The following is a 5,807-nucleotide window of genomic DNA, read 5'->3' as shown; positions in this document are numbered from 1 at the left end:
CCGAAGCCGAAAAGGTCGCCGAAGCGGAAGAAGGCGCTGAAGAAGAGGAAGGCGCCGAATCCGAAGAGCCCGAGCTGCCGGAGGTCCAAGCCGACGAGGTAGCGGTCGACGTGGATTCGGCCGAACCCGCGGAGGCGGTGGAGGGCGAACCTGCCGAGGCCGACCGGGCGGAAGTCGAGGGGGCGGAGCCCGAAATGACTGCGGAGCCTGAGGTCCGCGAGCCTGAGGAAGCCGAGGCTGAGGCGGAGCTGACCGGCTCAGGACAAACCGAAGCCGAGGAGCCTGAGGGCGAGGCAGCGCCCGCACCCGAGCCGACCGTCGACGCCGAGGCGAAGCCACAGCCCACTACCAGCAGCTCGGAGCCGGTGACGGCTGACACACGCATCACGCGATGGAGCTCGCGGCTAAGGAGCCTGCGACGACAGTGGCGAGGCAGCGCAAACGGCCCCTGATTTGACAGACACCTGTCAGGAGGCCCGATCTGGCATGCTTGAGGCGTGACGGATTCGCCGCAGCAAGGCGCGCCAGATCCCCGTTGGCAGCCAAGTGGCTACCAGCAGTACCCGACGCCCGGAAGCTACGTCGATCCCGCCGCACCATATGGCCGCCATCCCCTGACCGGGGAGCCGTTGTCGGACAAATCGAAGGTCATTGCCGGGCTATTGCAGCTAATTGGCCTGCTCGGTTTCCTCGGCTTCGGGCGCATTTACCTCGGTCAGGTCGGCCTCGGCATCGCGCAATTGGTCGTGGGCCTGGTGACCTTCGGCCTCGGCGCCGCTATCTGGGGTGTAGTCGACGCGGTTCTCATCCTCACCGACAAGGTGCGTGACCCGCAGGGCCGCCCGCTGCGCGATGGAACGTAACCTGTCGCCGACGAATCGGCGCCGTGACTATGGCACGGTTGGCCCCGGCGCGCTGCTTACGGCCGCCGTCGCCTACGTGGGCCTGGCCGACCCGCACAACCCGCATTCGCTGTTTCCGCTGTGTCCGTTCAAATTGCTTACCGGCTGGAATTGTCCGGCCTGCGGCGGGCTTCGCATGCTGCATGACGTGCTGCACGGCGACCTGGTAGCCGCCGTCACTGACAACGTTTTCTTGATTGTGGGTCTGCCGATGCTGACGGTATGGATCGTGCTGCGCCGCCGCCACCGAGATTCGATGTTGCCGATACCGGCTGTGGCGACTATTGCCGCGGCGGCGATCGCCTGGACGGTGCTGCGCAACCTGCCCGGCTTCCCGCTGATCCCGACGGTTACCGGCGGGTAACCGTGTCGTGTCGAATTCGACTCGCGCACAACAAAAATCGTTAAACCAAATTGAACCGCCGACGTGGCCTTGTGGGATATTTCCTACATCCGAGCTTGCGCGATGGCAGGCTCAGGCCACGCAGCGGGACTATGCTGAATCGTCGTGACAAGACGCGGGAAGATCGTCTGTACCCTCGGCCCGGCCTCCAATTCTGACGAGATGGTCAGAGCGTTGGTCGAGGCCGGAATGGACGTTGCCCGAATGAACTTCAGTCATGGCGACTACAGCGATCACAAAGCCGCCTACGAGCGAGTGCGCGCCGCCTCTGATGCCACCGGCCGCGCGGTCGGCCTGCTGGCCGACCTGCAAGGCCCCAAAATCAGGCTGGGCCGCTTCTCCAGTGGCGCCACCTATTGGGCCACCGGTGAGACGGTGCGGATCACCGTCGATGACTGCCAGGGGACCCATGACCGGGTATCGACCACGTACAAGCAGTTAGCCACTGACGCGGCGGCCGGCGATCGCGTCCTCGTCGATGACGGCAAAGTCGGTCTGCTGGTCGAAGAAGTCGACGGGGACGACGTGGTCTGCACCGTCACCGAAGGCGGTCCGGTCAGCAACAACAAGGGAATGTCGCTGCCCGGCATGAACGTCACCGCTCCGGCCTTGTCCGACAAAGACATTGAAGACCTCCAATTCGCCCTGGATCTCGGTGTCGACATGGTGGCGCTGTCATTCGTGCGTTCGCCGTCGGATGTCGAGCTGGTGCACGACGTGATGGATCGGTTCGGCCGGCAGGTACCGGTCATCGCCAAGCTGGAAAAGCCTGAAGCGATCGACAATCTCGAAGCTGTCGTGCTGGCGTTCGACGCCATCATGGTGGCCCGCGGCGACCTGGGTGTCGAGCTGCCGCTGGAAGAGGTCCCGCTCGTGCAGAAGCGCGCCATCCAGATGGCCCGGGAAAACGCCAAGCCGGTCATCGTCGCCACGCAAATGCTGGACTCGATGATCGAGAACCCGCGACCGACCCGTGCTGAGGCCTCCGACGTCGCCAACGCCGTGCTCGACGGCGCCGACGCGCTGATGCTCTCCGGGGAGACTGCGGTCGGCAAGTACTCGCTGGCGGCCGTTAAGACGATGTCGCGGATCATCTGCGCGGTTGAAGAGAATTCAGTCGCTGCCCCGCCGTTGACCCACATACCCCGCACCAAGCGCGGCGTGATCTCCTATGCCGCCCGTGACATTGGTGAGCGGCTCGACGCCAAGGCCTTGGTCGCGTTCACCCAATCCGGCGACACGGTGCGCCGGCTGGCCCGCTTGCACACCCCCCTGCCGCTGCTGGCCTTCACGCCATTGCCGGAGGTCCGCAGTCAACTCGCCATGACATGGGGCACCGAGACGTTCATCGTTCCCACAATGCAATCCACCGACGGCATGATCCGCCAGGTCGACAAGTCGCTGCTGGAGCTGGGCCGCTACAAGCGTGGCGACCTCGTGGTCATCGTCGCCGGCGCGCCGCCGGGCACAGTCGGGTCCACCAACCTGATCCACGTGCACCGGATCGGCGAAGACGACGTTTAGCCCGGTGAGGATGCGCTCCGCGGTGCGCAGTGAGGGGGAACCGGGCAATTAGGCTAAGCATTGATGTCTGACTTTGACGAGCTGCTTGCGGTACTTGACCTGAACCACGTCGGCGACGACATCTTCATCGGCTCCCACCCCAGCAAAAACCCGATGCGCACGTTCGGGGGTCAGCTGATGGCCCAGTCGTTCGTGGCGGCCAGCCGCTCCCGCACCCGCGACCTGCCGCCCAACGCGCTTTCGGTGCACTTCGTCAACGGCGGTGACCCCGCCAAGGACATCGAGTTCCGCGTGGTACGGCTGCGCGACGAGCGACGCTTCGCCAACCGCCGCGTTGACGCGATGCAGGACGGGACCCTGCTCGCGTCGGCGATGATCTCGTATCTGTCTGGCGGCCGCGGACTCGAGCACGGCATCGATCCTCCGCAGGTACCCGAACCGCACACGCTCCCGAAAATCGGTGACCTGCTACGCGGTTACGAAAAGACCGTCCCGCACTTCGTCAACGCACTCCAACCGATCGAATGGCGCTACACCAACGACCCGGCCTGGATCATGCGCGACAAAGGCGAACGGCTCCCACACAACCGGGTGTGGGTCAAAGCCGACGGCGTGATGCCTGACGACCCGGTGCTGCACACCGCAGCACTGGTCTATTCGTCGGACACCACGGTGCTGGACTCGATCATCACCACCCACGGACTTTCTTGGGGCTACGACCGCGTCTTCGCTGCGACCGTCAACCATTCGGTGTGGTTTCACCGGCAGGTCAGCTTCAACGACTGGGTGTTGTACGCGACGTCGTCGCCGGTGGCCGCCGACTCACGGGGGCTGGGCACCGGGCACTTCTTCGACCCCGGCGGGCAACTCCTCGCGACCGTCGTTCAGGAAGGCGTCGTGAAATATTTCCCCGGCCGTTAAAACCGGTGGTAACTGCTCGACAACGATCCCGACGCCACTCAAGCCGCGACGCCAGCAAGCATTCCGGCGTAGCGTTTCCGGATATTGGGTAGGCAAAATGTAGGGCGAAACCGACGATGTCCCACTCAAGTGAACACCGAAACACGCCGGTGCGCCGCGTGAGTGCCAAGCAGAGCGACCGGAGGTATTGGTGAGTAGTTCGTCGGTCGACGTCGCGCCAAAGCTGCGTCCCAGCGAGCGGGTGGTTGTCCACGTCGACTCACTGGCGGCGCGCTGGATCGGTGCGTTGGCCCTGCTCAGCGCGGCGTGCTGGCTGGTTGCCGTGATCGCGCATGACCACCGCCACCCCGATTGGCAGGCCACCGGCCGGCTGGCGTGGTCGCTGACCGTGCTGGCCGCCGTAGCGTTCATCGCCCGCGGCATCTTCCTGGGCCGACCGGTCACCGCGCTGCATGCGAGCATCGCCGTCCTCGTCCTGTTCGCGGGCCTGGGTGCGCATGTGCTGTCCTTCGATTTTCTCGGTGACATGCTGATTGCCGCGTCGGGCCTGGCGCTGATGTGGCCCACGTCGGTGCGGCCGAGAGCCGACGACCTGCCGCGGGTATGGGCGCTGATCAACACCACCAGCGGCGACCCGTTGGCACCGTTTGCCATGCAGACCGGCAAGTGCTACCACTTCAGCGCGGACGGCACGGCGGCACTGGCGTATCGCACCCGTATCGGATACGCGGTGGTCAGCGGTGATCCGATCGGCGACCAGGCGCAGTTCCCGCAGCTGGTGGCCGACTTTGCCGCGATGTGCCACACCCGGGGGTGGCGGATGGTAGTGCTGGCGTGCAGCGAGCGATGCCTCGATCTGTGGAGTGACCCGGCGGTGCTGGGGCAGTCGCTTCGGGCCATCCCGATCGGTCGAGACGTCGTCATCGACGTAGCCGAGTTCGAGATGGTGGGACGCAAATTCCGTAACCTGCGTCAGGCCGTCAAGCGCACCCACAACTTTGGCGTCACCACTGAAATCGTGGCCGAGCAAGAACTCGACGAAGAGCGGCTAGCCGATTTGACAGACGTGGTGCGGGCGTCACCGAGCGGGGCCCACGCCGATCGTGGGTTCTGCATGAACCTCGACGGCGTACTGGAGGGACGCTATCCCGGGATACAGCTGATCATCGCCCGGGATGCCTCGGGCAAGGTGCAGGGTTTCCACCGCTACGCCACCGCCGGCGGCGGCAGCGACATCACTCTTGACGTGCCGTGGCGACGCCGCGGAGCGCCCAACGGGCTCGACGAGCGGCTGTCGGTCGACATGGTGATGGCCGCGAAAGATACTGGCGGGCAACGGTTGTCGCTGGCATTCGCGGCCTTCCCCGAAATCTTCGACGAAAAGCACCGCGGGAGAATGCAAAGCCTCTTCTACCGGCTGATCCATCTGTTGGATCCGTTGATCGCGCTGGAGTCGTTGTACCGGTATCTGCGCAAGTTCCACTCCGCTGGCGAACGGCGCTATGCGCTGGTGCAGCTGCGACAGTTGCTCCCGTTGCTGTATGTGCTGTTGTCGCTGGAGTTCATGCCCCGCCGACGCCGCCTTTGAGGTCTACCGCGACGGCCGCGGTGTGAGCGTCACGCTGAACTTGTTCTCGACATGCTCGCGGAATCGGTCCGCGCATTGCTGGCGCAGGCCCGGATCCGAGCCGGCCCGCTGCAAGCAGTCGATGTAGTCACCACCGCCGGCGTCTTGCCACAGTGCGGTCCATATCGCGATGAAAATGAGGCCCACCACAATCGCTATACCGCCCAGCACCATGCCGGCGATCGCGACGCCGCCGTTTTTGGCTTCGCCTCGCCGCACTCGTCGATGAGCGACGATTCCCAGCACCGCGGCCAACGCGCCGAGGATGACACCGCCGAACACCGACCACACGCACAGCAACGCGATGACGGCGAGCACCAACGATGCGGTGCCCAAGCCATTCCGCGGGCCGCGTGACGGCGGCGCGAAAGGCGGGTACGGCTGCGGCGGCGAGGGATAGGCGCTGGGATATGGGCCGGGGGGATAAGGG

General features: G+C 65.1%; 6 protein-coding genes and 1 pseudogene. 6 read left to right on the top strand and 1 reads right to left on the bottom strand.

Annotation, left to right across the window (positions count from 1 at the left end; translation table 11 throughout):
- From ACFE99_RS21955 to ACFE99_RS21930, 6 genes and pseudogenes are all read left to right on the top strand, one after another.
- Positions 1-452 (top strand): annotated as a pseudogene (locus tag ACFE99_RS21955) (hypothetical protein); the annotation flags it as partial.
- A 45-nt stretch (positions 453-497) separates the two neighbouring features.
- Positions 498-863: an NINE protein gene (locus ACFE99_RS21950; protein ID WP_375488533.1), complete on the top strand. Its 366-nt coding sequence runs from the start codon at positions 498-500 to the stop codon at positions 861-863.
- Between the two features lies 1 nt (position 864).
- Positions 865-1,266, top strand: coding sequence for a DUF2752 domain-containing protein (locus tag ACFE99_RS21945; protein ID WP_375488535.1), 402 nt, complete (start codon positions 865-867; stop codon positions 1,264-1,266).
- Positions 1,267-1,410: 144 nt separating this feature from the next.
- Positions 1,411-2,829: a pyruvate kinase gene (gene pyk / locus ACFE99_RS21940; protein ID WP_375488531.1), complete on the top strand. Its 1,419-nt coding sequence runs from the start codon at positions 1,411-1,413 to the stop codon at positions 2,827-2,829.
- Positions 2,830-2,892: 63 nt separating this feature from the next.
- Positions 2,893-3,750, top strand: a complete 858-nt coding sequence (locus ACFE99_RS21935) for an acyl-CoA thioesterase II (protein WP_375488529.1) — start codon at positions 2,893-2,895, stop codon at positions 3,748-3,750.
- A 190-nt stretch (positions 3,751-3,940) separates the two neighbouring features.
- Complete coding sequence (locus tag ACFE99_RS21930; protein ID WP_375488527.1) at positions 3,941-5,338, top strand: bifunctional lysylphosphatidylglycerol flippase/synthetase MprF; 1,398 nt, start codon at positions 3,941-3,943, stop codon at positions 5,336-5,338.
- Between the two features lie 3 nt (positions 5,339-5,341).
- Here the strand turns inward: ACFE99_RS21930 and ACFE99_RS21925 are convergent.
- On the bottom strand, positions 5,342-5,807 hold a 466-nt coding region (locus ACFE99_RS21925), incomplete at its 5' end, for a DUF4190 domain-containing protein (protein WP_375488525.1).

The organism is uncultured Mycobacterium sp., assembly GCF_964249325.1.
Taxonomy (GTDB): domain Bacteria; phylum Actinomycetota; class Actinomycetes; order Mycobacteriales; family Mycobacteriaceae; genus Mycobacterium.
This window is presented reverse-complemented; position numbering and strand designations above follow the sequence as displayed.